The sequence below is a fragment of the Streptomyces sp. BI87 genome (assembly GCF_025957665.1).
Classification (GTDB): Bacteria; Actinomycetota; Actinomycetes; order Streptomycetales; family Streptomycetaceae; genus Streptomyces; species Streptomyces albidoflavus.
Map to the genome: position 1 here is coordinate 4,979,510 of NZ_CP110079.1, position 23,530 is coordinate 5,003,039.

Below are 23,530 nucleotides of genomic sequence, written 5' to 3' on the forward strand. Positions count from 1 at the left end.
GGGGCATCCGGGGTTTCATTCTCCGCCGATCGGCAAAGCACCTCATATGGTGCAAATCGGATACACGATGATGACCGAGCAGGCAGGCCCCCGGCAGCTCGTCCGGGACGTGGTGAAGGCCGAGGAGGTCGGCTTCGACTTCTCCGTCACCTCCGACCACTACGCCCCCTGGCTGGTGGAGCAGGGCCACGCCCCGTACGCCTGGAGCGTGCTCGGCGCCGCCGCGCAGGCCACCTCCCGCATCCCGCTCATGTCGTACGTGACCTGTCCGACGACCCGGTACCACCCGGCGGTCGTCGCGCAGAAGGCCGCCACGCTCCAGCTGCTCTCCGAGGGCCGTTTCCGGCTCGGGCTCGGCTCGGGGGAGAAGCTCAACGAGCACGTCGTGGGCGGCGGCTGGCCCGGGATCGCCGAACGGCAGGACAAGTTCGACGAGGCGGTCCGGATCATCCGCTCCCTCCTCGACGGGGACACCCTGACCCACCACGGCGAGTACTTCGACGTGGACGCGGCCAAGCTCTGGGACCTGCCCGACGAGCCGCCGCCCATCGGCATCGCCGTCTCCGGTGAAGCCTCCTGCGAGCTGGCGGGCGAGCTGGCCGACCTGGTCATCGCCACCGAGCCCAAGTCCGGACTGATCGACGCCTTCGAGCGGCACGGCGGCGAGGGCAAGCCCCGCGTCGGGCAGCTCCCCATCTGCTGGGACCCCGACCGTGAGGCGGCGGTGCGCCGTGCCCACGCCCAGTTCCGCTGGTTCGGGAGCGGCTGGAAGGTCAACAGCGAGCTGCCCACCCCGGCCGCCTTCGCCGGGGCCACCCAGTTCGTCCGCGAGGAGGACGTGGCCGCCTCCATCCCGTGCGGCGACGACGTGGGGGAGTTCGTTGAGGCCATCGGGGCCTATCAGGAGGCCGGGTTCACCGAGATCGCCGTGGTGCAGGTCGGCGGCGACTCGCAGAGCGGCTTCCTCGACTGGGCCGGCTCCACCCTGCTCCCCGCGCTCCGCGACCGGCTGTGAGCGCGGTGGGCGCGGGAAGCGAGGAACGGGTCCGGGCCGGGCGGCGCACCCTCACCGTCCACCGGCCCGACAAGGTGCTCTATCCGGACGACGGCCTCACCAAGGGCGAGGTCGTCGGCTACTACCGTGGCATCGCCCCGCACATGGTGCCCCACCTGCGCGACCGCCCGCTGATGCTGGAGCGCGACCCCGAAGGCGTCGGCGAACAGCCGCACTTCATGCAGAAGAACGCCGGCGCCCACTATCCGGACTGGGTGCGCCGCGCGCCGATGTCCAAGGAGGGCGGCGGCACCGTCGACCACCCGGTCTGCGACGACACCGCCACCCTCGTCTACCTCGCCGACCAGGCCGTGCTCACCTTCCACCGCTGGCTCTCCACCGTCGGGGACCCCCGCCACCCCGGCCTCCTCGTCTTCGACCTCGACCCGCCGGGCGACGACTTCGCGGCGGTCCGCGAGGCCGCCCTGCGCTTCCGCGACCTCCTCGCCGAGGTGGAGCTGGACCCGCTGCTGATGACCACCGGTTCGCGCGGGCTCCACCTCGTCGTCCGGCTCGACGGCCGCGCCGGGTACGACACCGTCCGCGCCTTCGCCCAGGACGCCGCCGGACTGCTGGCCGCCCGCCACCCCGACCGGCTCACCACCGCCGTCCGCAAGGGCCGCCGGGGCGACCGCCTCTTCCTCGACTCCGGCCGCAACGCCTACGCCCAGACCGCCGTCGCCCCCTGGTCGCTCCGCTCCCGCCCCGGCGCGCCCGTCGCGGCGCCGCTCACCTGGGAGCAGCTCGACGACCCCGAACTGGACGCCCGTACCTTCTCGCTCCGTGACCCGGACGGCGTACACGCGCAGGCCGCGTCCCGGCCGTGGGCCCGGCCGCCGAGGCCGCGGGGGATCGCCCCTGCCGCGCGGCGGCTGGAGAAGCTGCGCGGGAGCACCTGAGCCCCTGCCCCGGCCCCGGCTGCGGAGGGTGATCGGCCCGTGTTGCGGGGTTTTACGGCCCGGGGGACGGTTACGCGAGTGGGAGCCCACCGGCCTCACCCCCAGGTGACCGCAGGAGAGACACGGCATGGCGGAGAACAAGTCCCCCGACCCGAAGCAGCGGCAGCGCGCGGAGGTGCTCGCGCCCGACCCCTGCGGCGGCCCCCTCACCACCGACCAGGGCGTGATCGTCGAGCACACCGACGACTCGCTGCGCGCGGGCGAACGCGGGCCCACCCTGCTGGAGGACTTCCACTTCCGGGAGAAGATCACCCGCTTCGACCACGAGCGCATCCCCGAGCGGGTCGTGCACGCCCGGGGCGCGGGGGCGTACGGCTACTTCGAGCCCTACGCCTCCTGCGCGGAGTTCACCCGGGCCGCCTTCCTCCAGGACCCCGCCGTGCGCACCCCGGTCTTCGTCCGCTTCTCCACCGTGCAGGGGCCGCGCGGCTCCGCCGACACCGTGCGTGACGTGCGCGGCTTCGCGACGAAGTTCTACACCAGCGAGGGCAATTACGACCTGGTGGGCAACAACTTCCCGGTCTTCTTCATCCAGGACGGCATCAAGTTCCCCGACTTCGTGCACGCGGTGAAGATGGAGCCGCACAACGAGATCCCCACCGGCGCCTCCGCCCACGACACCCTCTGGGACTTCGTCTCGCTCCAGCCGGAGACGCTGCACACCATCATGTGGCTGATGTCCGACCGGGCCATCCCGCGCAGCTACCGCATGATGCAGGGCTTCGGGGTGCACACCTTCCGGTTCGTCAACGCCGAGGGCAAGGGCACCTTCGTCAAGTTCCACTGGAAGCCGAAGCTCGGCGTCCACTCGCTGGTCTGGGACGAGGCCCAGGAAGTGATGGGCCGCGACCCCGACTTCAACCGGCGCGACCTCTGGGACACCATCGAGGCCGGCCAGTACCCCGAGTGGGAGCTGGGCGTGCAGCTCGTGCCCGAGGAGGACGAGCACACCTTCGACTTCGACCTCCTCGACGCCACGAAGATCATCCCGGAGGAGCTGGTCCCCGTACGGCCCATCGGCCGCATGGTGCTCGACCGCAACCCGGACAACTTCTTCGCCGAGACCGAGCAGATCGCCTTCTGCACCGCCAACGTCGTGCCCGGCATCGACTTCACCAACGACCCGCTGCTCCAGGCCCGGAACTTCTCCTACCTGGACACCCAGCTCATCCGGCTCGGCGGCCCCAACTTCGCCCACATCCCGGTCAACCGGCCGGTGGTCGACGTCCGCAACAACCAGCGCGACGGCTACCACCAGGAGGAGATCCACCGGGGTACCAACTACTCGCCCAACTCGCTGGGCGGCGGCTGCCCCGCGCTCGGCTCCGTGGACGAGGGCGCCTACCGCCACCTCGCCGAACGCGTCGACGGCGTCAAGATCCGCAAGCGCAGCCCCAGCTTCGACGACCACTACACGCAGGCCGCCCTCTTCTGGCGCTCCATGGCCGACTGGGAGAAGCAGCACATCGTCGACGCCTTCCGCTTCGAACTCGGCAAGGTGGGCGCCATGCCGGTCCGTGAGCGCACCGTCGAGCAGCTCGCCCACGTCGACCACGAGCTGGCCACCGCCGTCGCCGAGGGCATCGGCGTCGCCGCCCCCGCCCGCCAGGAGACCCCGAGCCCGCAGCCGTCCCCGGCGCTCAGCTTCCAGAACAACCAGGGCGATCCCACCATCGCCACCCGGCAGATCGCCCTGCTCGCCACCGACGGCGTCGACGCCCACCAGGCCACCGTCCTCCGCGACACCCTGCGCGAACGCGGCGCCGTCGCCGAGGTGCTGGCCCCGCACGACGGCACCGTACGCGCCGCCGACGGCTCCACCCTCACCGTCGACCGGGCCCTGCCCACCGTCGCCGCCGTCCTGTACGACGCGGTGGTCCTCACCGACGGCAGCGAGCCGGGCGAGGGCTCCGACGGCGACGCGGCCCGCCGCTTCGTCCGCAACGCCTACCGCCACGGCAAGCCCGTCGCCGCCTACGGCTCCGCCACCGAGTTGCTGACCCGGCTGCTCCCCAGGGGGCTGCGGCTGAGCACCCCCGACGGCGAGGTCACCGCCGACCGCGGTGTGGTCAGCGGGGGCACCGCCGACTCGCCCTTCACCGAGGAGCTGGTGAAGGCCGTCGCCGCCCACCGCTTCCGCGACCGCCCGGCGCCCCGAAGCTGACCCCCCGCCGGCATCCGACCGCCGACCACTGCCGACCACCGCCGACCACCGAAAGGGAGGCCCACGTGAGCCCCTCCGACAACGGGACCCAGGTCCTCGTCGTCCTGACGGGTGCCGACGCCCACGACGCCCGGATCGTCTTCGACGCCCTCGGCACGGCCTTCGCACCCGCCGGACCCGAGGAGGGCAGGGCCGCCGCCGAGGACGACAAGGAAGGAGCCTCGCTGCTGCGCTCCGCCCTCTACGAGGCCGGCGAGCAGACCGGCCACCCCCAGGTGGCCGCCCCGCTGCGCACCGTCGTCAACGTCACCCTCCAGGGCGACTACGGCGCGGTGGACCGGGTCGGCGAGATCCTCGCCGACGCCTTCCGGCTGGAGGAGGTCGGCGAGGCGCCGGGCGACCAGGAGAAGGAAGTCGAACTCCGGCTCCACCCGCACGACAGCTGACCGACCGACCTACCGAGAGGTGAGGCACCGATGCCCAGGGCACAGATCAAGGACGAGAAGACCTACCAGGCCATGCGCCGCGAGGGCGAGAGCAAGGAGAAGGCCGCCCGGGTCGCCAACAGCCGCGCGGGCGGCGGCTCGCCGGGGCACAAGGGCGGAAAGTCGGGCACGTACGAGGACCGCTCCAAGCAGGACCTCTACGAGCAGGCCAAGCGGGTCGGGATCGAGGGCCGGTCCCGGATGACCAAGGACCAGCTCATCGACGCCCTGCGCCACCACTGAGCCGAGCCGCCGCCGGGCCGCCTCCCTCGCGCGGGGAGGCGGCCCGGCGGCGTGGCGTCCGGCTCAGGCGGCGGCGGACTCGTGCCCCGCGAGCGGCGCCGTCGGCAGCCCCCCGTGCGAGCGCACCCCGCGCAGGAAGGCGTCCAGCGCCTCGGTCGCGCTGTGCTCCGGCGACCAGCCCAGCTCCTCACGGACCCGCGCGGTGTCCAGCAGCGGTAGCCGCAACACCGCGTCGAAGAGCCCCGGGGAGGCTCCCAGCGCCCGCAGCCGCCACCCCGCCGACAGGGCCGCCCTCGGCAGTGCCGGGGGCAGTTCCACCGACCGGCTCTCCAGCAGTCCGGCGAGGACCTGGCTGTCGATCACCGGGTCGGCGGCGAGGTTGAAGGGGCCGCGCACCTCCTGGACGACGGCCCGTGCGTAGGCGTCGGCCGCGTCGTCGGTGTGCAGCGCCTGGAACCGCAGCCCCCGCACTCCCGGCAGCACCGGCAGCAGGTCGGGCCGGAGCAGGCGCCCCGGCAGCAGCCGGTGGCCGAAGATCCGCAGCTGCTCCCCGGCGGCGCTCTCCTTGAAGAGGAAGGCCGGCCGCATCCGCACCACCCGCATGTCCAGGTGGTCCCGCTCGAAGGTGTCGAGCACCCGCTCCAGGTACGCCTTCTCGCGCGTGTAGGCGGCGCCCGGCCAGCCGTGCGTGGGCCAGGACTCGTCGACCCGGTGGCCGTCGGCGGGCCCCGGCGCGTACGCACCGACCGAGGAGGCGTACACCAGGGCGGGCACCCCGACCGTCGCGGCGGCCTCGAAGACCCGCAACGAACCGAGGACGTTGGCCTCCCAGGTGACCGCCGCGTCCCGGGTCGGCTGGAACCGCCAGGCCAGGTGGACGACGGCGTCCGCGCCCTCGAAGAGCCGCAGCAACTGGTCGGGCGCCTCCGGCGCCGTCAGGTCGCAGGCGGCCCACTCGACCCCCGGGTAGGAGAGCCGGGGCGTCCGCCGGGCCAGACCGAGCGCCGAGACCACCCGGGGCTCCTCGGCCAGCCGCCGCATCACACTGGTGCCGACATTGCCGGTGGCGCCGGTGACGACCACCCGCAGGGGTTTCGGGGTGCTGCTGGTCATGGGCAGTCCTCCTGCCGTACGACGGGACCGGCCGGCAGCCGGGCGGCGCGTCGGCCGTGCTTCTCGTACCTCGCCTCGCCGGCCACTACAGCGGCTGGCCGCCCGTCACGTTCATGATCTCGCCGGTGATGTAACTGGCCTGGTCGGAGGCGAGGAAGACGTAGGCCGGGGCCAGTTCGGCCGGCTGGGCGGCGCGGCCCAGCGGCGACTGGGCGCCGAACTCCTCGGTGCTGGGCAGCGTCGAGGGGATGAGCGGGGTCCAGACGGGGCCGGGCGCGACCGCGTTGACCCGGATGCCGTCGTCGGCCAGCATCTGGGCGAGGCCGTGGGTGAAAGTGGTGATGGCGCCCTTGGTCATGGCGTAGTCGAGCAGGTGTGGGGAGGGCTGGAACCCCTGCACGGACGTGGTGTTGATGATGGAGGAACCCGGGCCCAGGTGCGGGCGGGCCTCCCGGCAGAGCCAGAACATCGCGTACAGGTTGGTGCGCATCACCCGGTCGAACTGCTCGGTGGTGATCGCCTCGATGCCCTCGGGCTGCGACATCTGGTAGGCCGCGTTGTTCACCAGCAGGTCCAGGCCGCCGAGTTCGGCGACGGTCCGGGCGACCAGTTCGCGGCAGCTCTCCTCGTCGCGGATGTCGCAGGGCACCGCGATCCCGGTGCGGCCCGCCTCGGTGATCAGGCGCAGGGTGACGCGGGCCTCGTCGCGCTCCTCGGGCAGGTGGGCGAAGACGATGTCGGCGCCCTCGCGGGCGAAGGCCAGCGCCACCGCCCGCCCGATCCCGGAGTCCCCGCCGGTCAGCAGCACCCGCCGGTCCTGCAGCAGCCCCCGGCCCCGGTAACTCTCCTCGCCGTGGTCGGGTACGGGGTCCATGCGGGCGGTGCTGCCCGGGTGCTCCTGGCTCTGCTCGGGCTGGGGCGGGCGGGGGCGGTCGCCGGTGGCGTCCTGGTGGCCTCGGGGGTCGGTCATGGGAAGCTCCCTTGCGGTTGTCGGGGGTACGGGTCGCGGTCAGGCGGGCTGGGCCACGGCGTCGGCGTGGTGGCCGGGGAGCAGGGCGCTGCGGTCCTGGGTCCAGGCGTCGAGCAGCAGCGCCCCGAGCCGGTCCTCCACCAGGGAGGTGGCGGCGACGCCGAAGGCCACGTCGGCGTCGAGTTCCGGTTCGTCGGCGAGGAGACCGGCCACCACGTCCCGGCGCACCACCTGCTCGTGGACGGCGTCCGCCTCGACGTGCTCCTCGTAGAAACGGACGGCCGCAGGACCGGCCCCGGCCTTGCGGAAGGCGTCCGCGAGCCGCCGCGAGCCGGGGGAGGAGGTCACCTCGACGGCGGCGAAGTGGCCGACCAGCGCGCCGCGCAGCGCCCGGTGCAGCCCGAAGAGCGACATCAGGTTGACGGTGGCGAGGGCGGCGGCCGGGGCGGCGTCCAGGTAGTGGCCGTAGGCGGGCTCCAGGCCGAGATCCGCCATCAGCTCCGCGTAGAGCCGGGCGTGCACGTCCTCGGCGCGCCCCGCCCCGAACTCGTCGTACTCCACCGCGGCCAGCCCCGCCTTGGCCCGGCCGTGCAGCCGGGGGATCATCCAGGCGTGCGGGTCGGCCTCCTTCAGGTGGTACAGGGAGCGCAGCGCCGCGTACTCGCGCAGTTCCGGGAGGCGGTGCGTGCGGCGCAGGTGGTGGCTGACGCTGCCCGGCTGGTGGCCCGCGGGTTCCACCAGCAGGGCGTCCAGGGCGGCCGCCGCGCTCGCCGGGCGTTCGGCGTCCGCCCGCAGCGCCGCCAGGAACGGCTGCTCCAGGGTGGCGCGCAGGGCCAGCAGTTCGGGGTCCCACTCGCGACTGTCGTCGGCCGGGGCGCCCGCGAAGCCCTGGTAGTGGAGTTCGTAGAGGACGTAGAGGGCGAGCTGGAGGTCCTCGCCGTACGGGTCGGCGGTGGCCTCGGCGCCGTCGGTGACGGGGGAGCCGCCGGAGCGCAGCGCCTCCACCACCCCCGCGGACACGGGGCCGCGCGGCTCGGGGAGCCGGGGCCGGGTGAGCCGGGAGCGGGCGGGCGTGGTCATCGGGGTTCCTCCTCGGGGCAGTCGGGTGCGTCGGCCTTCTTCGGGGCGCGTGCCCGGTGGCTGGTGTCGCACCACGGGTAGCGGGCGCTGCGGCGGCAGGTGCAGACGGCGACGGTCGGCCGGTGCGAGAAGTGGGTGACACCGTCCTCGGTGACCACCTCGACGGGCCCGTCCACCAGAATCGGCCCGCCCTCGCGGTCCAGCCGCACCCGCGTGGGTCGCTCAGGCGTGGACGGCACGGACGATCACCAGTTCCTCCCACGGACTGCCGTCGGCCAGCCCCCGCGCCACCAGCCACTCGCGCCGCCCGGTCAGCACCGGCCCGTACGGGATGCGGACCCGGTCGCTGACCTCGGCGCGCATCCCGGCGGCGGCCAGCCGGCGCAGGGTCGCCTCGGTGCCGCAGAGCGCGGAGTGGACCAGCAGCAGGGTGCCGCCGGGGCGCAGCGCCGCCGGGGCGTCGGCGCAGATCCGGTCGAGCAGGGCACGCCCGTCGGGACCGGCGTCCCAGGCGCGGGCCGGGCCGGAGGCGGGCGGTGTCTCCTCGGGCGCGGGCACGTACGGCGGGTTGCTGACCACCAGATCGAAGGTGCGGCCGCTGACGGGCGCCGTCAGGTCGCCGCGGTGGACCCTCATCCGGCAGCCGGCCCGGGCGGCGTTGAGCCGGGCGGTGAGGACGGCCGTCCAGGAGATGTCGACGGCGGTGACGTGGGCGCCGGTGCGGGCCGCGTGCAGGGCGACGGCTCCGGTGCCGGTGCCGAGATCGAGCACCTCGGTACCGGGTCCCGGCCGCTCGGCGGTGACGGCCCGGGCCAGCAGGGCGGTGTCGTGCTGGGGCGCGTAGACCCCGGCCGGGGCCAGCACGGGGGAGAGCGGGGGCGCGGGGGCACTGGTCATGGGGGCTCCGTCCTGGTCGGGGCAGCGGCGAGCGCGGCCGGACCTCCTGTCCACTGTCCGGCCGACGGGCCGGGTCCACCACTTGGCGTACGGCGACGCGTACCCCTGAAGATCGCGTCCACGTCCCGGGGGCCCGATTCCCGTCGGGTGGCCGGGTGGCGGGAATGACTGGCTCCGCAGCGGTCATGCGGGGGGTGAGGGATCTTTCGCGAAGCGCCCGGGCAGCTCCGGGCGTAACGTGGAGAACCAGACATGTCGGACAGCGGTGACGGCTGGGCGGACCGCCCGGACCGACCGACCGCCCAGCGGCAGGAGGCGCGCACATGTACGCAATGACCGAGGCCCAGATCCTGGGAGCCTCCGAGTCGGGGGGAATCGGGTGGGTGCTCGGCATCGGGCTCGCGGTGCTGGCCGTGGCCGTGGTGGGGATGCTCGTCTGGGTGGTCCGCAAGGGCATCAAGACACGCGCGGAGGAGTCGGAACCGCCGAGCCCCGAGTCGCAGCCGCAGAAGCCCGCCCGCCCGACGCATGAAGAGGACTACCGCGAGGACGACGTGGGGGAGTTCCCGACCGACGGCGGTCGGCTCCTGCCCCACGAGATGAAGGGCGTCAGCAGCCACCAGGCCGAGCCCCCCGAGGGCGGCCGGCCCAAGCACACGCCGGGCCACAGTGGTGGCTTCGGCAGCGGCGGCGCCGGCGGCTGAGCCGCGCCCCGCCGCGCCGCGGCGCTACCGCCCGAAGGCCGGGTCCTCGCAGGAGGGCCCGGCCTTCGTCGTGCGCGGGACGGTCGACGCCCGCTCAGGTCATGGGCGGCATCTCGCCCTCGGTGGTGCTGGTGTCGATGACGGAGAAGGACGCGCCCTGCTGGTCGGAGAGGGCCGCGAACCGGCCGAAGGGCGTGGTCGTCGGGCCGTAGTGGACCTGACCGCCCAGGCGGACCGCCGTGTCGAGGGCCGCGTCGCAGTCGGGCACGGAGAAGTAGACGTTGACGTAGCTGGGGACCTCCGGCGGGAAGTCGTCGGTCATCGCCATCCGGCCGAGCACCGGGCGCCCCTCCACGCTCCAGACCCGGAAGTCCATCTCCGGGTCCTCCATCACGCCGACCTGGTAGCCGAAGAGCTCGGGGAAGAACCGGTCGGTCGCCGCCGCGTCCCGGGTGTAGACCTCCGCCCAGGCGTACGCGCCCGGCACCTCGGTCAGCCCGAACCCCGGGTGGGTGCTCGGCTGCCAGAGCGAGAAGGCGGTACCCGCCGGGTCCCGCAGCGAGGAGGTGATGCCGAAGCCGCCGACGTCCTCGGGCCCCATCGCCACCGTGCCGCCCAGCCCCTCCACCCGGCCGGTCACGGCGGCCGCGTCCGAGGTGGCCAGGTAGAGGTTCCACAGGGCGGGGGCGTCGGGGCCGGGCATGACCGGCATGACGGCGGCGACGGGCTTCCCGTCGACCAGCGCCATCGTGTAGTTGCCGTACTCCTCGCCGAGGTCGTCGAAGGTCCAGCCGAGGACCTGGCCGTAGAAGTCACGGGCGGCCGCCACGTCGGGGAACATCGCGTCGGCCCAGCAGGGCGCGCCGTCGGGGAACGGACTCATGGGGTTGCCTCCACAGGGGCGGGGGAAGGGGGTGGTCCGCGGCCGGGTGCGGCCGCCGGACGGGCCGGGGCGGGCGAGGGGCCCGCCCCGGCCCGTGGGTCAGGGGGTTCGCGGAGCGCGCGGCGCGGGCTCGCGCCCGGCGCGGCTCAGGCGGAGAGCGGGTTCAGTGTCATCGGCTCGATCTGCCCGTCGAGCATCGCGCCGAGCCCGGTCACGGAGGCGATGTCGGGCCGCTCGGCGACCTGGACCGGCATCCCGGTCGCCTCCCGGATCATCTGGTCGAGGCCGGGCATCAGGGCGCTGCCGCCGACCATCATGATCCCGCGGTCGGCCAGGTCGGCGACGAGGTCGGGCGGGCAGTCCCGCAGCACCTTGCCGATGCCGTCGAGAACCCCGGTGAGCGGGATGCCGATGGCGCTGCGCAGCCCCGCAGTGTCCACCTCCACCGAGCGGCCGAGGCCGGTGGCGACGTCCCGGCCGTGGATCTCCGTGGTGCCGGTCCCCGTCATGGACAGGTCGCCGCCGCGCAGCGCCACGTGGAGCGGGCGGACCGACTGGCTCGGCAGCATCAGCTCGTGGTGGTGGCGCAGGTAGGAGAGGACGGAGTGGTCGATGGCGTTGCCGCCGACCGGGACGCGCTCGGCCGTCACGATCGAGCCGAGCGAGAGGACCGCGATCTGCGTGGTGGCGGCCCCGCACACCAGGATCATGCTGGCCTCGGGCCGCTCCACGGGCAGCCCGCACCCCACGGCGGCGGCGATCAGCGTGTCGACCAGCTCCACCCGGCGCGCCCCGACCCCCACCAGCGTCTCCACGGTGGCCCGCTGGGCCAGCGGGTCCGCGTCGTGCGGTGTGCAGGCGGCGGCCCGCAGCCGGGGCTTGCGGCGCAGCGCGCGACGCGCCTTGTCACCGAGGAGGTGGCGGAGCATCCGCTGCGCCATGTCGATGTCGATGACGGTGCCGCCCTTCACCGGCCGGACCACACGGATGTAGCCGGGGGTGCGGCCGGTCATCTGCTCGGCCAGCGTGCCGACCGCGATGAGCGCGCCGGTGCGCGTGTTGACCGCCGCCGCACTCGGTTCGTCGACGACGACCCCCTCGCCCTTGATGAAGACCCGGGTCCGCGCGGCCCCCAGGTCGACGGCGAAGTGGCAGCGGCGCAACTGCTCCAGACTTGCGGTCACGGCAGATCCTCCCGAGTGCGGTGACGGGTACGAGCCCGGTGCGGACGGCTCCCCTCGATCCTGGGCCCGCCGCCGGTCCGCCGCCTGCCGGGAGGGTCCGCGCGGGTGGCCGCGGGAGCGCGCACCAGGGGAAACCCGCTCGGCCGGGTCGCGGCGCGCGCGTTAGCATCCGCTCCTGTGCACAGTGAGACCTCGAAGGACGAGCCCCCGGCCCCGGACGACGCGCGAGCGATACTTCCCCCACCCCGCGACCCGGTGGCGGTCCCGCCCCGAAGACGGCTCCTCGCCGACCTGACGCCCCTGCGCACCTCCGCCGACTTCCGGCGGCTGTGGATCGGCAACACCATCTCCTGGGTCGGCCAGGGCATGACCGCCCTCGCCATCTCCCTCCAGGTCTACGACCTCACCCACTCCAGCTTCTCGGTCGGCCTGGTCGGCCTCTTCTCCCTCGTGCCCCTCGTCGTCTTCGGCCTCTACGGCGGCGCCATCGCCGACACCGTCGACCGCCGCCTGCTGGGCCTCGCCAGCTCCACCGGCTCCTGGCTGCTGGCCGTCGCCCTCGCCGTGGCCGCCTTCGCCGGCTTCCACCAGGTCTGGTTCCTCTACGCGGTCGTCGCGCTCCAGGCGGTCTGCGCGGCGCTGAACTCCCCGGCCCGCACCTCGATGATCCCGAGGCTGCTCCCCGCCGAACAGCTCCCCGCCGCCAACGCCCTCAACTCCATGACCACCACCTTCGGCACGATGACCGGGCCGATGCTCGGCGGCGCCCTGGTCGGACTCTGGGGCTACCAGGCGGCGTACCTCATCGACGCCGTCGCCTTCACCGCCGCGCTCTACGCGATGTGGCGGCTCCCCGCGATGCGCCCGCAGCGCGAGGAGGGCAGCCGAGGACGTGCCTCGGTCCTCGACGGCCTGCGCTTCCTCGCCACCCGTCCCAACATCCGCATGACCTTCTTCACCGACCTGTGCGCCATGGTCCTCGCCCATCCCCGCGCCCTCTTCCCCGCCGTCGCCGTCATCTGGTACGGCGGCGACGCGAAGACGGCCGGGCTGCTGGTGGCGGCCCCCGCCGTCGGCGCCCTGCTGGGCAGCGTCTTCTCCGGCTGGCTCGGCCGTATCCACCGGCACGGCGTCGCGATCCTGCTGGCGGTCGGCGGCTGGGGCCTGGCCGTGGCCGTCTTCGGCCTCACCCGGAACCTCTGGCTCGGCCTCCTCTTCCTCGCCCTGGCGGGCGCCGCCGACGCCATCTCCATGGTCTTCCGCTCGACCATGCTCCAGGCGGCCACCCCGGACGCGATGCGCGGCCGGCTCCAGGGCGTCTTCATCGTGGTCGTCGCGGGCGGCCCACGCCTCGGCGACTTCCTCGCCGGCAGCCTCGGCGACCTCGCCTCCCCGACGGCCGCGGTCACCGGCGGCGGCCTTCTCTGCGTCCTCGCTGTCACCGCACTCGGCCTGCGCTGGCGCAACTTCGCCCGCTACGACGCCCGCGACCCGCAGCCCTGACCGTCAGGGGGTGTCCGAACGGCGACGGCGCCGCCTCCCCTTGGGACGAGGGGAGACGGCGCCGCACCTGCCCGGGCTCAGCGCCCGGACGCGCTTCCGACAGGTGTCACACCAGCCAGCCGACGAAGTGGACGATGCCGGCGAGGATGTCGGTGAGCAGGTTCATGGGATGGATCTCCTTGGTGCTGCGCGCCCAGGGACAGGGCGCTCGGGACATGGAACACGGGCCCTGAGAAAGAGACTTGGGCTCCGCCGCGGTGACGGTGTGCACCCCGTCGGTCGCTGAACGCAAGCATTGTCCTTCGTGGCGTGCTCACGCAATTCCTCGCGGAACGATCACCTGTTCAAGGGAACATCCGTCCATCTGTTCGCATGATGGGCATCTGGGGTCACTCACGCCCCTCCACCACCGTGACCTCCTGGAGCAGCCCCCAGGTGAACTTCGCGACCGCCTCCCGCACCGGCCCGCCCTCGCACTCCGGCGCCGCGACACGCAATCGCGACCGGGTCGGCGCCGACCCCTCCATCGGCCGCGCGGGAAAGCCCCGCGCGACCTCCTCGACGGTGTACTCCCAGGGCCGCAACGCGTCCAGCGCCACCGGCACGGGCGGCGCGCCCCCGGGCCCCCGCACCAGCCACTCGTTCCACAGCGCACCCCCGGGCGCCACCACCGCCTCGAACCGCAACGCGGGCCAGAGCACCACCGGCCACCGCAACGCCTCACACTCCAGATCCCCCACAACCCGCCGCTCCACCACCTCCGGCACCCCCAGCACCGACCGCAACAACCCGGCCCCCCGCCGCCCCCGCCCCGACCGCACCCTCGCCTGCCACCGCCGATTGGCCTCCCGCATCGCGCCGGCATCCACCCCCAGCTCCCGCCGAGCCTCCTCCACCATCCCCGGCTGAAAATCAGCCATCCGCCGCAACAACACCAGCTGGAACTCAAGAGCCCCGAACGACCCGTTCCCACCGCCAGCTGCACACATCTCCCCATTGTGCGCCGGACACCGCCCACCCAGCCGAGCCCAAAACCCGCCCGCCCGGCGCTTGAGCCCACCCTGAACGGTCAGGTTTGATCCGGACCTCGGCCCAAAAGATCAGCCCGGCCGGCGCTTGAGGCCGTCTTGAACGGTCAGGTTTGATCCGGGCCTCGGCCCAAAAGATCAGCCCGGCCGGCGCTTGAGGCCACCCCACCGCCCCCAGCCGGGGCGAGGGACCCTCACTCCCCGGCCATTCTCCGCAACATCCCCCGGAGGACCTCCCGCTCCTCGCGGGAAAACCCCGCAAGCGGCTCCCGGGCGAAATCAAGGGAGTCCCGGAGCACCCGGGCAACCTCAACCCCCTCCGCGGTCAGAGCGGCCACCTTGATCCGCCGATCCCCAGGATCGGCCCGCCGCTCGACCAGTCCCCGCAGGGCGAGCCGGTCTACGATCCCGGTCACGTTCGACGGCTCGCACTTGAGCCGCCGGGCGATCTGCCGCATGGGCATCGCCTCGATGGACAGCAGACCCAGTACACGGGCCTGCGCCCCGGTGAGCGCCTGCTCGGCGGCGGCCCGGTCGTACTCCTCGTGGTACCGCGCCACGACGGCGCCGATCAGCTCGACGACTTCGAGGGTCAAGGGGTCCGTGCGGGTGGCCATGCGTCCCAGGATAGCCGGTTGCTTGACAACGTGAAATATTCAGACGCATTGTTGTTTCACCTCATGAAACATTAGGAGGAGACACCGCATGACCGCACTTCCCTCGTCCGGCCGCGAATGGCACCTCGTCGCCCGCCCTGACGGCTGGCCCACCCCCGAGGACTTCGCCCTCCGCGAGGTCCCGGTCGAGGCCCCCACGGCCGGCCGGATTCTCGTCCGCAACCTGTACTTCTCGGTCGACCCGTACATGCGCGGCCGGATGAACGACGTCAAGTCGTACGTCCCGCCGTTCCAGCTGGACGCCCCCATGGACGGCGGCGCGGTCGGCGAGGTCATCGCCTCCGAGGCCGAGGGCTTCGCCGTCGGTGACCACGTCCTGCACGGCCTGGGCTGGCGCGAGTACGCCAGCCTTCCGGCCAAGCACGCCAAGAAGGTCGACGGCTCGCTGGCCCCGCTCAGCGCCTACCTCGGCGTCCTCGGCATGCCGGGCCTGACCGCGTACGCGGGCCTGCTCGACGTCGCCTCGTTCAAGCCCGGCGACGCCGTCTTCGTCTCCGGCGCGGCCGGTGCCGTCGGCAGCGAGGTCGGCCAGATCGCGCGGCTCAAGGGCGCCTCCCGGGTCATCGGCTCGGCCGGCTCCGACGAGAAGGTCAAGCTCCTCGTCGACGAGTACGGCTTCGACGCGGCCTTCAACTACAAGAACGGCCCCGTCGCCGAGCAGCTGAAGGAGGCCGCCCCCGACGGCATCGACGTCTACTTCGACAACGTCGGCGGCGACCACCTGGAGGCCGCCCTCGGTCGCCTCAACCAGTTCGGCAGGGTCGCGCTCTGCGGCGCCATCGCCCAGTACAACGACAAGGGCGCCCCCACCGGCCCGCGCAACCTCGCCCTCGCCATCGGCAAGCGGCTGCGGCTCCAGGGCTTCATCGTGGGCGACCACAGCGACCTCCAGCCGCAGTTCGTCGACGAGGTCTCCGCCTGGGTCCGCTCCGGCGAGCTGAAGTACAACGAGACCTTCGTCGAGGGCATCGACAACGGTGTGGAGGGCTTCCTCGGCATGCTCCGGGGCGAGAACACCGGCAAGATGATCATCGACCTGTCCCGCTGAACGACTCTCTCGTCTAGGCTCGGCCACGGCCCGCCGAGGTCGTGGGCGCGAGCCCCGGCGGAACAATCAGGAGGAACACGTATGTCCATCCCGCAGATAGACGTCGCCTACACCGCCGTCGCCACCGCCGAGAACGGCCGTGACGGCCGGGTCGCGACCGACGACGGCAAGCTCGACGTCGTCGTCAACCCGCCCAAGGAGATGGGCGGAAGCGGCGCCGGCACCAACCCGGAGCAGCTCTTCGCCGCCGGCTACAGCGCCTGCTTCCAGGGCGCGCTGGGCGTCGTGGCCCGGGCCGCCAAGGCCGACATCAAGGGCTCGACCGTCACCGCGCAGGTCGGCATCGGCAAGGCCGAGGCCGGCGGCTTCGGCCTGGAGGTCGAGCTGATCACCTCCATCCCGAACGTCGACCGCGCCACCGCCGAGGAGCTCGTCGCCAAGGCCCACGAGGTCTGCCCGTACTCCAACGCCACCCGCGGCAACATCAAGGTGACCCTCACCGTCGCCTGACCCGCCTCGCGGCCCCGGCCCACCCGCCCCGCGCACGCGGTCCGGGTGGGCCGGTAGGGTTTCCGCATGGGTGATCTCGGCGTCGGTTTCCGGTACTTGATGAACGGCCAGCGCTGGGCGCTGTCCCACGGCAAGACCTTCGGGCTGGGGCTGCTGCCCGGCCTGATCACACTGGTCGTGTACGCGGCGGCGCTGGTCGCGCTCGCCTTCGGTGCCGACGACCTGATCGCCTGGGCCACCCCCTTCGCCGACGGCTGGGGCTCCCCGTGGCTCGGCCTCTTCCGCGGCTTCCTCACCGCGGTCCTCTTCGCGCTGGGCCTGATGCTCGCGGTGATCACCTTCACCTCGGTCACCCTGCTCGTCGGCTCGCCCTTCTACGACGCCGTCTCCGAGCGCGTCGACGCCTCGATCGACGGCAATGTCCCCACCTCCGGCCGCTCCTTCTGGTACGACCTGTGGGTCTCGACCCGCGACAGCCTGCGCATCCTGGTCCGCGCCGCGATCTGGGGCGTGCTGCTCTTCGCGCTCGGCTTCATCCCGGTCGTCGGCCAGACCGCCATCCCCGTCGTCGGCTTCTTCGTCACCGGCTTCTTCCTCACCGAGGAACTGGCCTCCGTCGCCCTCGCCCGGCGCGACGTCGACCTGCGCGCGCGGCTCGCCCTGCTCCGCTCCCGCCGCACGCTCGCCTGGGGCTTCGGCGTACCGCTGGCCCTCGCCTACGTGATCCCGTTCGTCGCCGTCTTCCTGATGCCCGGCGCCGTCGCCGGGGCCACCCTGCTCTCCCGCGACCTGCTGGGCGAGCCGACCGCCCCCACCGGGGACGCCGCCCCCGGCACCGGCGAAGCCGCGCCCGCCGGCCTGGCCAAGCCCCCGGCCGACGCCCCGGCCGAGCGCTGACCGGCCGTAACTCCCCTCCTCAGGACGGCGGCTCCTCGCCCAGCAGGGCGAGGAAGTCGCGGAAGGCCGCTGTCATGTCGACCGCGTCCGGGTCCAGCAGCCACTGGTACTGGAGGCCGTCCAGGACCGCCACCAGCAGCGGGGCCACCTGCTCCGGTGTCAGTCCGCTCGGCAGCCGCTCGCCGTAGGCGGTGCGCAGGATGGCGGTCATGTCCGCGCGCACCACGGTGTACCGCCCGGTGAAGTAGGCGCGGGCCGGGTGGTCCCCGGTGACGCTCTCGCCCAGCAGTGCGGAGAAGGTCCGCACGACGGCGGGCCGGGTCGCGTTGTAGTCGACCAGCGCCGCCAGCAGATCGAGCCGCCAGGTCTCGCGCGGGGTCGCGTCCCACTGGTCGCGGGCCTCCAACACCCCCACCAGCAGCGCCTCCTTGGTGGGAAAGTGGTGCAGCAGCCCCTGCTGGGTGAGGCCGACCCGCTCTGCCACGGCCGCCAGCGAGGCGGCGCGGTAGCCGCGCTCGGAGATCACCTCCAGCGCCGCCCGCAGGATCTCCCCGCGCCGGTCCTCGTTCCTGCCACCCCTGCTCATGGCTGGCGCCGCCCCTCTCCTCGTGGTGCCGTACCGCCGGAAGCCGGACCCGCGCGCCCGGCAGCGGCGACGTTACGACACCTCGTGACCGTCCAGGGACCCGGCACACCCTGACATAACGAAAAGGTCACGAAACCGAACGGTCTACAGGGAGCGGGGGCAAGATGTGACCAGGCGCCGGGCAGGGACCCCCGCGCCGCCCACCCGCGCGAGGAGAGACCATGACGGATCACCCCGGCAAGGAGTACGAGGACCGGCTCGGGCAGGCCGTCGAGGCCGCGTTCGCCGCCCTCGACCTGGACGCCAAGGCCCGCCTCCTGGCCGGGCAGGACATGTGGTCGCTGCCCGCGCTGCCCGAGGCCGGAGTCGGTTCGCTCGTCATGTCCGACGGGCCCGTCGGTGTCCGGGGCGTCCGCTGGACCGCGGCCGACCCCTCCGTGGCGCTCCCCTCGCCGACCGCGCTCGCCGCCTCCTGGGACCCGGAACTGGCCCGCCGCGCCGGCGTCCTCCTCGCCCAGGAGGCCCGTCGCAAGGGCGTCCACGTCCTCCTCGCGCCGACCGTCAACCTCCACCGCTCCCCGCTGGGCGGCCGCCACTTCGAGACGTACAGCGAGGACCCGTACCTGACCGGGGCGATCGGGACCGGCTACGTGCGGGGCGTGCAGAGCGGCGGGGTCGGCACCACCGTCAAGCACTTCGCGGGGAACGACGCGGAGACCGAGCGCTTCACCGTCGACAACCGCATCGACGCCCGGACCCTGCGCGAGGTCTACCTCGCGCCGTTCGAGACGATCACCGCCGAGGCCCGCCCGTGGGGCGTCATGACCGCCTACAACAGCGTCAACGGCACCACCATGACCGAGCACCACGAGCTGGTCACCGGCGTCCTGCGCGGCGAGTGGGGCTTCGACGGGGTCAACGTCTCCGACTGGCTCGCCGCCCGTTCCACCGGCCCCGCCCTCACCGCCGGACTCGACCTGGCGATGCCCGGCCCGCAGACCGTCTTCGGCCCGGCTCTCGCCGCCGCCGTCCGCGCCGGGGAGGTGGACGAGAAGTACGTCGACGCCGCCGTACGCCGGGTGCTGCGCCTGGCCGGACGGGTCGGCATCCTCGACGGTGTCGGCCCCGCCGTGGAGCCCGGGCAGCTGCCCGCCGAGGTCGACGGCGCCGCGGTGGCCCGCGAGGTCGCCCGGCGCGGCTTCGTCCTGCTCCGCAACGCCCCCGCCGCCGACGGCACGCCCGTCCTGCCGCTCGGCCCGGAGCCCGGCACCGTCGCCCTGATCGGCGCCGCCGCCCGCGAGGCCCGCGCCCTCGGCGGCGGCTCCGCCACCGTCTTCCCGACCCACCTCACCTCGCCGCTGGAGGGCTTGCGCGCCGCCCTCGGCGAGGAGGCCGTCACCTTCCGCGTCGGCGCCGACCCGCAGGCCGAACTCGGCCCCGCCACCCAGGGCTTCGACCTGCACGCCGTCTGCCGCGACGCCGAGGGCGCCGTCCTCGGGACCGCGCCGGTGCCGGGCGGCCTCGTCCGGTGGGTCGGCAGCGACCTGCCCGAGGGCGTCACCCACGACACCCTGCACACCATCGAGATCGCCGGTACCTACACCCCGCCCGAGTCCGGCCGCCACACCTTCGGCACCCGGGGCCTGGGCGCCTTCCGCCTGACCGTCGGCGGCCGCGAGCTCTGGTCCGGCACCCAGGGCCCGGGCCCCGCCCGCGACCCCTTCGAGGCGTTCTTCGGCGACCCCACCGAACGCGCCACCGCCGACCTCGCCGCCGGTACCCCCGTCGACATCAGCCTCACCTACGTCCCCGCCCGCAGGACCGACGTGCCCCTGGAGGGCGTCAGCTTCTCCCTCGTCCACCTGCTGCCCCAGCGCGACGCGGACGAGCTGATCGCCGAGGCGGTCGAGGCCGCCCGGCAGGCGGAGACGGCGGTGGTCGTCGTCGCCACCACCGAGGCCGTCGAGTCCGAGGGCTTCGACCGCACCTCGCTGGCGCTCCCCGGCCGCCAGGACGACCTGGTCCGTGCCGTGGCAGCCGCCAATCCCCGCACCGTCGTGGTGGTCAACGCGGGCTCGCCGGTCGAGATGGCCTGGCGCGGGGAGGCCGCCGCCGTGCTGCTGACCTGGTTCCCGGGCCAGGAGGGCGGTTCCGCCCTCGCCGACGTCCTCCTCGGCGACGAAGAGCCCGGCGGCCGCCTCCCCACCACCTGGCCGGCCCGCCTCGCCGACGCCCCCGTCACCGTCACCACCCCCACCGACGGCCGCCTCGACTACACCGAGGGCGTCTTCGTCGGCCACGCCGCCTGGGAGCGGGCCGGCACCACCCCCGCCTACCCCTTCGGCCACGGCCTCGGCTACACCGACTGGGCTTACGAGACCCTGCGCGCGGAGGGCCGCACCGTCACCGTCGGCCTGCGCAACACCGGCACCCGCCCGGGCCGCGAGACCGTCCAGCTCTACCTGGCCCCGCCGCCCGCCGCCCCCGGCGAGCCGGAGCGCCCCGCCCAGCGCCTGGCCGGGTTCGCCCTCGCCGAGGCGGGGCCCGGCGAGTCCACCGAGGTCACCGTCGAACTCCCCGACCGCGCCTTCCAGACCTGGGACGAGGCGGCGGGCGGCTGGTCCCACCGGCCGGGCCGCTACGAGGTGCGCGCCGCCCGCTCCGCGGCCGACCCACGCCTGACCCTCGCCCTCCAGGAGGACTGACCCGTGGGCGGCTCGGGGCGCCGTACGCGTTCCGGGCCGCTCAGCCCTTCGCCGTCACCGCGCGGTAGGCGATCCGCGCGATGTGCGCCTGGCCGTTCTTGCTGGGGTGGAACCAGTCCCACGGCGAGAGTTGCGTACCGGTGAAGCGGAAGTCGAAGACCGCCCCGCCGTCCGTCCGGCAGAGCCGGTCCCGCCCGCAGACCTCCGCCAGCACCCGGTTGTACGCCTTGACCCGCTTGTGCACCTTGGCCCGGCGCTTCACCGACTTCTTGTCGACCGCGTCCGGCTTCGACAGCATCGACCGGCAGATCCCCAGCGCCCACACCTGCTTGCCCAGCTCGCTGGTGCGCCCCTCGGACCAGAGCCGCTTCAGGTCCGGCACGCTCGCCATGTACACCTGGGTGCGGGGAAGTTCCTCGCGCACGATCTCCATCGCCTTCTCGACCGACTTCCGGAAGTCCTTGACCTTGGTCATGTGGCGGGTGGAGGCGCGGCAGGCGTCGTTGGCGCCGACCATCACCGTCAGCAGCTCCGGCCGGTCCTGCACCGCCCGCTCCACCTGTGCCGGGAGGTCCGCCGCCCGCGCCCCCGAGACCGCGTGGTTCCAGCTCCGCTCCGCCGCGCCCCGCTCCCCGAGCAGCCGCAGCGCCAGCGAGCGCACCCCCGGGTCGCTGCCCGTGGCCCACGACGCCTCCGGGCAGTCGGCCAGCACCGAGCAGGCGTCGAAACCGCGCGTGATGGAGTCCCCGACCGCCGCCAGCGAGGCCGGACGGGTGTCCCATCCGGTCTGCTGCCTGGCCCGGGGCGCGGCCTGCTCGTCACTGCCCTGCGAGGAGGGCGGCGCGCTTCCGCAGGCCGGCAGCACCGCGCCCAGGAGCACCGCGAGGGCCGCCGCGGTCCCCGCCCGCGCCCTGCGGCCCCGTACACCCCGCTCGCCCATCGCGCCTCCTTCCGCCTGCTGCTCCGTCCCCGCCGGCCGGGCGGTCCTCCCGCTCAACGGGTTCGCCCCCTCGCGCGGTTCCGGGGCGCCATCGTCGCGCGGTCCGGCCGCCGCCGCGCGCTGTGCTCGGCCGGTCCGGTGCGGACTGCCCCCGGCCGGCCCAGCCGTGCCGCCCGCCCGTCACCCGGCCGCCGGAACGCCGCTCGGCCGGGCGGGTGGCGCCGGGCGTGCGCCGGGCGCGTCCCGCCGGGTGAAAGGCTGGGGATTCGGGGAAACCGGCCCGACGGTACGTCACCCTCCCACGGGTGCGGCACGGTAGCTTTGGCCCCGGGCAGTCCGGCCGGTGGCGTACGGATGCCCCGGGGGCCGCGCCGCCCACCGGTTCCGCTAAGTTACATCACGTCACATCTGTCCCATTTGGGAAATTCGCTCGGCATGGGCGCGAGGCCGCTCGGGACAGCGCCCCTCGGTCCCACACTGGAGGTTCCGGTGACGACACGTGGAGTCCTGTACGTGCACTCCGCTCCGCGCGCGCTCTGCCCGCATGTCGAGTGGGCCGTGGCCGGTGTGCTCGGCGTGCGCGTCAGCCTCGACTGGATTCGGCAGCCCGCCGCCCCGGGCACCTGGAGAGCCGAGTTCTCCTGGCAGGGCCAGGCCGGCATCGCCTCCCGGCTCGCCTCCGCGCTGCGCGGCTGGCAGCAGCTGCGCTTCGAGGTGACCGCCGAACCCAGCCCCGGAGCCGAGGGCGAGCGGTACAGCTCCACCCCGGGCCTCGGCATCTTCCACGCCGTCACCGGCATCCACGGCGACATCCTCATCCCCGAGGACCGGCTGCGCGCCGCCCTGGTCCGCTCGCAGGCCGGCGAGACCGACCTGGAGGCCGAGATCGCCCGCCTCCTCGGCAAGCCCTGGGACGACGAACTGGAACCCTTCCGCCACGCCGGCGAGGGCGCCCCGGTCCGCTGGCTCCACCAGGTCGTCTGAGCCCCGGGCACCCGCGCCCCGTGAAGCGGAAGGGCCTGCCTCCCCCCCCCCCCCTTGGGGTCTGGTGGTCGTCGCAACACTGAGCCGGGCCGCAGCCCGTCGACGGTCAGCCGGGAGATCCGCCGCAACCGGCACCCGGCAAGCGGTGCCTCCCGCCCGCACGCGGCCCAGGCCCGCGCCGACGCCCGCCGGCCCTGCCCCGGGCCAGGCAAGATCGCCCAGAACCCGCAGCTGCGGGACTTCATCCAGCGGCGCCTTCACAGGGCGGTGGAGCCCCGAGCAGATCTGCCAGGCTCTACGGGCACAGTTCCCCGACCGGCCGGAGACGCACGTGGTCCACGAGACGGTCTGCCAGGCCCTCCACGTCCAGGGACGCGGCGAACCCCGCTCCGGACTCGCCCGCGCTCTGCGCTCGGGACGCGTCCGCCGCCGCCCGCACGGCCAGGCCACAACCCGGTAGCCCCGCTTCGCCGACCCGATGGTCGTGATCAGCGAGCGGCCCGCAGAGGCAGAGGGCCGGGCCGTCCCCGGCCACTGGGAGGGCGACCTGATCACAGACAAGGACGGCGCCTCGGCGATCGGCACCCCGGTCGAGCGTGCCACCCGCTGTGTGATGCTGCTGCACCTGCCCGACGGCCGCACCGCCGAGCAGGTCCGCGACGCCCTCGTGAGCACCGTGAAGACCCTGCCCGGACACCTGGTGCGCTCGCCGACCCGGGAGCAGGGCAGCGAGATGGCCGCCCGCAGGCCGGCTCCTGGCAGCGCGGCTCGAACGAGAACAGCAACGGCCTGCTACGGCAGTACTTCCGTCGCCGCCGAACTCAACGGCCGCCCACGCAGAACACTCGGCTGGGAAACCCCAGCCGAGCGCCTGCATAAACTGCTCGCGGCCTGATCAACACCACCACGTGTGGCG

Annotated in this window: 23 protein-coding genes and 1 pseudogene; 13 read left to right on the forward strand and 11 right to left on the reverse strand. The window is 73.8% G+C overall.

From position 1 onward, the window contains the following. The first annotated feature begins 46 nt into the window (after window positions 1–46). The 5 genes from OIM89_RS22200 to OIM89_RS22220 all read left to right on the forward strand — a co-directional run bounded on the left by OIM89_RS22200 (window position 47) and on the right by OIM89_RS22220 (window position 4,905). On the forward strand, window positions 47–1,015 hold the full coding sequence (locus tag OIM89_RS22200; protein WP_030696322.1) for an LLM class F420-dependent oxidoreductase: 969 nt from the start codon (window positions 47–49) through the stop codon (window positions 1,013–1,015). Then, window positions 1,012–1,953, forward strand: a complete 942-nt coding sequence (gene ligD, locus OIM89_RS22205; protein ID WP_264491575.1) for a non-homologous end-joining DNA ligase — start codon at window positions 1,012–1,014, stop codon at window positions 1,951–1,953. The genes OIM89_RS22200 and ligD overlap by 4 nt, the downstream gene beginning before the upstream one ends. A 127-nt stretch (window positions 1,954–2,080) precedes the next feature. Further along, window positions 2,081–4,177 carry a catalase gene (locus tag OIM89_RS22210; protein WP_195731081.1) on the forward strand — a complete coding sequence of 699 codons (2,097 nt, stop codon included), beginning with the start codon at window positions 2,081–2,083 and terminating at the stop codon, window positions 4,175–4,177. Window positions 4,178–4,242: 65 nt separating this feature from the next. Further along, window positions 4,243–4,623 (forward strand): hypothetical protein, encoded by a 381-nt coding sequence (locus OIM89_RS22215; RefSeq protein ID WP_030696325.1) that lies wholly within the window; start codon window positions 4,243–4,245, stop codon window positions 4,621–4,623. Window positions 4,624–4,653: 30 nt separating this feature from the next. Beyond that, window positions 4,654–4,905 carry a Rho termination factor N-terminal domain-containing protein gene (locus OIM89_RS22220; protein WP_030696326.1) on the forward strand — a complete coding sequence of 84 codons (252 nt, stop codon included), beginning with the start codon at window positions 4,654–4,656 and terminating at the stop codon, window positions 4,903–4,905. A 63-nt stretch (window positions 4,906–4,968) separates the two neighbouring features. Here OIM89_RS22220 and OIM89_RS22225 read toward each other — a convergent pair whose 3' ends face one another. The 5 genes from OIM89_RS22225 to OIM89_RS22245 form a co-directional block, all read right to left on the reverse strand. Further along, the gene (locus tag OIM89_RS22225) at window positions 4,969–6,018 is read right to left on the reverse strand and encodes an NAD-dependent epimerase/dehydratase family protein (protein WP_030696327.1); all 1,050 of its coding nucleotides are present in this window, start codon (window positions 6,016–6,018) and stop codon (window positions 4,969–4,971) included. Between the two features lie 85 nt (window positions 6,019–6,103). Continuing rightward, window positions 6,104–6,988, reverse strand: a complete 885-nt coding sequence (locus OIM89_RS22230; RefSeq protein WP_264491576.1) for an SDR family oxidoreductase — start codon at window positions 6,986–6,988, stop codon at window positions 6,104–6,106. Window positions 6,989–7,027: 39 nt separating this feature from the next. After that, window positions 7,028–8,068, reverse strand: a complete 1,041-nt coding sequence (locus OIM89_RS22235) for an iron-containing redox enzyme family protein (RefSeq protein ID WP_030696329.1) — start codon at window positions 8,066–8,068, stop codon at window positions 7,028–7,030. After that, window positions 8,065–8,277, reverse strand: coding sequence for a CDGSH iron-sulfur domain-containing protein (locus tag OIM89_RS22240; RefSeq protein WP_030696330.1), 213 nt, complete (start codon window positions 8,275–8,277; stop codon window positions 8,065–8,067). The genes OIM89_RS22235 and OIM89_RS22240 overlap by 4 nt, the downstream gene beginning before the upstream one ends. A 13-nt stretch (window positions 8,278–8,290) precedes the next feature. Next, window positions 8,291–8,965 carry a HemK2/MTQ2 family protein methyltransferase gene (locus OIM89_RS22245; protein WP_030696331.1) on the reverse strand — a complete coding sequence of 225 codons (675 nt, stop codon included), beginning with the start codon at window positions 8,963–8,965 and terminating at the stop codon, window positions 8,291–8,293. 323 nt (window positions 8,966–9,288) lie between these two features. Here OIM89_RS22245 and OIM89_RS22250 point away from each other — a divergent pair, with 323 nt between their 5' ends. Beyond that, window positions 9,289–9,669 carry a DUF6479 family protein gene (locus tag OIM89_RS22250; protein WP_030696332.1) on the forward strand — a complete coding sequence of 127 codons (381 nt, stop codon included), beginning with the start codon at window positions 9,289–9,291 and terminating at the stop codon, window positions 9,667–9,669. Window positions 9,670–9,763: 94 nt separating this feature from the next. On the opposite strand, the gene OIM89_RS22255 is transcribed toward OIM89_RS22250, so the two are convergent. Continuing rightward, entirely contained in the window at window positions 9,764–10,552 is a 789-nt protein-coding gene (locus OIM89_RS22255) for a VOC family protein (RefSeq protein WP_030696333.1), read from the reverse strand. 146 nt (window positions 10,553–10,698) lie between these two features. Next, window positions 10,699–11,736, reverse strand: a complete 1,038-nt coding sequence (locus tag OIM89_RS22260; RefSeq protein WP_030696334.1) for a rod shape-determining protein — start codon at window positions 11,734–11,736, stop codon at window positions 10,699–10,701. A 231-nt stretch (window positions 11,737–11,967) separates the two neighbouring features. Between OIM89_RS22260 and OIM89_RS22265 the strand changes: the two genes are divergently transcribed. Then, window positions 11,968–13,239: an MFS transporter gene (locus OIM89_RS22265; RefSeq protein ID WP_051727112.1), complete on the forward strand. Its 1,272-nt coding sequence runs from the start codon at window positions 11,968–11,970 to the stop codon at window positions 13,237–13,239. A gap of 389 nt (window positions 13,240–13,628) precedes the next feature. Here the strand turns inward: OIM89_RS22265 and OIM89_RS22270 are convergent, their stop codons facing one another. Both OIM89_RS22270 and OIM89_RS22275 read right to left on the reverse strand, forming a co-directional pair. Continuing rightward, on the reverse strand, window positions 13,629–14,228 hold the full coding sequence (locus tag OIM89_RS22270) for a hypothetical protein (protein ID WP_264491577.1): 600 nt from the start codon (window positions 14,226–14,228) through the stop codon (window positions 13,629–13,631). 233 nt (window positions 14,229–14,461) lie between these two features. Continuing rightward, complete coding sequence (locus tag OIM89_RS22275) at window positions 14,462–14,884, reverse strand: MarR family winged helix-turn-helix transcriptional regulator (RefSeq protein ID WP_047138586.1); 423 nt, start codon at window positions 14,882–14,884, stop codon at window positions 14,462–14,464. 88 nt (window positions 14,885–14,972) lie between these two features. Between OIM89_RS22275 and OIM89_RS22280 the strand changes: the two genes are divergently transcribed. The 3 genes from OIM89_RS22280 to OIM89_RS22290 all read left to right on the forward strand — a co-directional run bounded on the left by OIM89_RS22280 (window position 14,973) and on the right by OIM89_RS22290 (window position 17,399). Further along, on the forward strand, window positions 14,973–15,992 hold the full coding sequence (locus OIM89_RS22280) for an NADP-dependent oxidoreductase (RefSeq protein ID WP_030698389.1): 1,020 nt from the start codon (window positions 14,973–14,975) through the stop codon (window positions 15,990–15,992). An 81-nt stretch (window positions 15,993–16,073) separates the two neighbouring features. Next, complete coding sequence (locus OIM89_RS22285; protein ID WP_047465492.1) at window positions 16,074–16,502, forward strand: organic hydroperoxide resistance protein; 429 nt, start codon at window positions 16,074–16,076, stop codon at window positions 16,500–16,502. 66 nt (window positions 16,503–16,568) lie between these two features. Next, window positions 16,569–17,399 carry an EI24 domain-containing protein gene (locus tag OIM89_RS22290; RefSeq protein WP_047465494.1) on the forward strand — a complete coding sequence of 277 codons (831 nt, stop codon included), beginning with the start codon at window positions 16,569–16,571 and terminating at the stop codon, window positions 17,397–17,399. 19 nt (window positions 17,400–17,418) lie between these two features. Here OIM89_RS22290 and OIM89_RS22295 read toward each other — a convergent pair whose 3' ends face one another. After that, entirely contained in the window at window positions 17,419–17,985 is a 567-nt protein-coding gene (locus OIM89_RS22295; protein ID WP_030698392.1) for a TetR/AcrR family transcriptional regulator, read from the reverse strand. Window positions 17,986–18,206: 221 nt separating this feature from the next. Here OIM89_RS22295 and OIM89_RS22300 point away from each other — a divergent pair, with 221 nt between their 5' ends. Then, complete coding sequence (locus tag OIM89_RS22300) at window positions 18,207–20,690, forward strand: glycoside hydrolase family 3 protein (RefSeq protein ID WP_047465497.1); 2,484 nt, start codon at window positions 18,207–18,209, stop codon at window positions 20,688–20,690. 40 nt (window positions 20,691–20,730) lie between these two features. On the opposite strand, the gene OIM89_RS22305 is transcribed toward OIM89_RS22300, so the two are convergent. Beyond that, window positions 20,731–21,630, reverse strand: a complete 900-nt coding sequence (locus OIM89_RS22305) for an SGNH/GDSL hydrolase family protein (protein WP_030698394.1) — start codon at window positions 21,628–21,630, stop codon at window positions 20,731–20,733. A 489-nt stretch (window positions 21,631–22,119) separates the two neighbouring features. Here OIM89_RS22305 and OIM89_RS22310 point away from each other — a divergent pair, with 489 nt between their 5' ends. Both OIM89_RS22310 and OIM89_RS22315 read left to right on the forward strand, forming a co-directional pair. Continuing rightward, window positions 22,120–22,614, forward strand: a complete 495-nt coding sequence (locus OIM89_RS22310; protein ID WP_030698395.1) for a DUF3145 domain-containing protein — start codon at window positions 22,120–22,122, stop codon at window positions 22,612–22,614. A gap of 87 nt (window positions 22,615–22,701) precedes the next feature. Beyond that, window positions 22,702–23,509, forward strand: a pseudogene (locus OIM89_RS22315) (IS30 family transposase); the annotation flags it as partial. Between the last annotated feature and the right edge of the window lie 21 nt (window positions 23,510–23,530).

Bases quoted from the DNA above. Each gene is read 5' to 3' on its own strand.
- OIM89_RS22210 (WP_195731081.1), top strand. From the start codon at position 2,081: ATGGCGGAGAACAAGTCCCCCGACCCGAAGCAGCGGCAGCGCGCGGAG.
- OIM89_RS22285 (WP_047465492.1), top strand. From the start codon at position 16,074: ATGTCCATCCCGCAGATAGACGTCGCCTACACCGCCGTCGCCACCGCC.
- OIM89_RS22250 (WP_030696332.1), top strand. From the start codon at position 9,289: ATGTACGCAATGACCGAGGCCCAGATCCTGGGAGCCTCCGAGTCGGGG.
- OIM89_RS22255 (WP_030696333.1), bottom strand. From the start codon at position 10,552: ATGAGTCCGTTCCCCGACGGCGCGCCCTGCTGGGCCGACGCGATGTTC.
- OIM89_RS22300 (WP_047465497.1), top strand. From the start codon at position 18,207: ATGACGGATCACCCCGGCAAGGAGTACGAGGACCGGCTCGGGCAGGCC.
- OIM89_RS22270 (WP_264491577.1), bottom strand. From the start codon at position 14,228: ATGTGTGCAGCTGGCGGTGGGAACGGGTCGTTCGGGGCTCTTGAGTTC.
- OIM89_RS22290 (WP_047465494.1), top strand. From the start codon at position 16,569: ATGGGTGATCTCGGCGTCGGTTTCCGGTACTTGATGAACGGCCAGCGC.
- OIM89_RS22200 (WP_030696322.1), top strand. From the start codon at position 47: ATGGTGCAAATCGGATACACGATGATGACCGAGCAGGCAGGCCCCCGG.
- OIM89_RS22235 (WP_030696329.1), bottom strand. From the start codon at position 8,068: ATGACCACGCCCGCCCGCTCCCGGCTCACCCGGCCCCGGCTCCCCGAG.
- OIM89_RS22295 (WP_030698392.1), bottom strand. From the start codon at position 17,985: ATGAGCAGGGGTGGCAGGAACGAGGACCGGCGCGGGGAGATCCTGCGG.
- OIM89_RS22230 (WP_264491576.1), bottom strand. From the start codon at position 6,988: ATGACCGACCCCCGAGGCCACCAGGACGCCACCGGCGACCGCCCCCGC.
- OIM89_RS22225 (WP_030696327.1), bottom strand. From the start codon at position 6,018: ATGACCAGCAGCACCCCGAAACCCCTGCGGGTGGTCGTCACCGGCGCC.
- OIM89_RS22220 (WP_030696326.1), top strand. From the start codon at position 4,654: ATGCCCAGGGCACAGATCAAGGACGAGAAGACCTACCAGGCCATGCGC.
- OIM89_RS22245 (WP_030696331.1), bottom strand. From the start codon at position 8,965: ATGACCAGTGCCCCCGCGCCCCCGCTCTCCCCCGTGCTGGCCCCGGCC.
- OIM89_RS22305 (WP_030698394.1), bottom strand. From the start codon at position 21,630: ATGGGCGAGCGGGGTGTACGGGGCCGCAGGGCGCGGGCGGGGACCGCG.
- OIM89_RS22280 (WP_030698389.1), top strand. From the start codon at position 14,973: ATGACCGCACTTCCCTCGTCCGGCCGCGAATGGCACCTCGTCGCCCGC.
- OIM89_RS22275 (WP_047138586.1), bottom strand. From the start codon at position 14,884: ATGGCCACCCGCACGGACCCCTTGACCCTCGAAGTCGTCGAGCTGATC.